Source organism: Brevibacillus sp. SIMBA_040 (assembly GCF_046535075.1).
Classification (GTDB): domain Bacteria; phylum Bacillota; class Bacilli; order Brevibacillales; family Brevibacillaceae; genus Brevibacillus.
In genome coordinates, this window is sequence record NZ_JAWRXI010000177.1 from 1 (window position 1) to 273 (window position 273).

Annotated in this window: 1 protein-coding gene; it reads left to right on the top strand. The window is 57.5% G+C overall.

Annotated elements, in window-relative coordinates:
* On the top strand, positions 1–229 hold a 229-nt coding region (locus tag SB752_RS32440; protein ID WP_410719504.1), incomplete at its 5' end, for a hypothetical protein.
* Positions 230–273: the final 44 nt, after the last annotated feature.

Genomic DNA, 273 nt, shown 5'->3' on the forward strand with positions numbered 1-273 from the left:
AGAATCCGCCTGGTCGATGCCGATACGCGCCATCACCGTAGACGGCGGCTCGCTGAATACCGCCGGCCGCTACAAACTTTTGGTGTGCTTCGGTATGCGGCTCAAGGACCCGGCGATTGTCCGCTTTAACGCGATGCGGATCGTTGCTGAACCAGAGAATGATTTCGTATCCGCTGTTGAGCTGCACGCGTTTGATGCTTGCCCACTGAACGGGCCCCGGAGGTTTTGAGCTTTGCCATACGAGCCTATCCATTAGTCTCAGCGAGAGGCGGT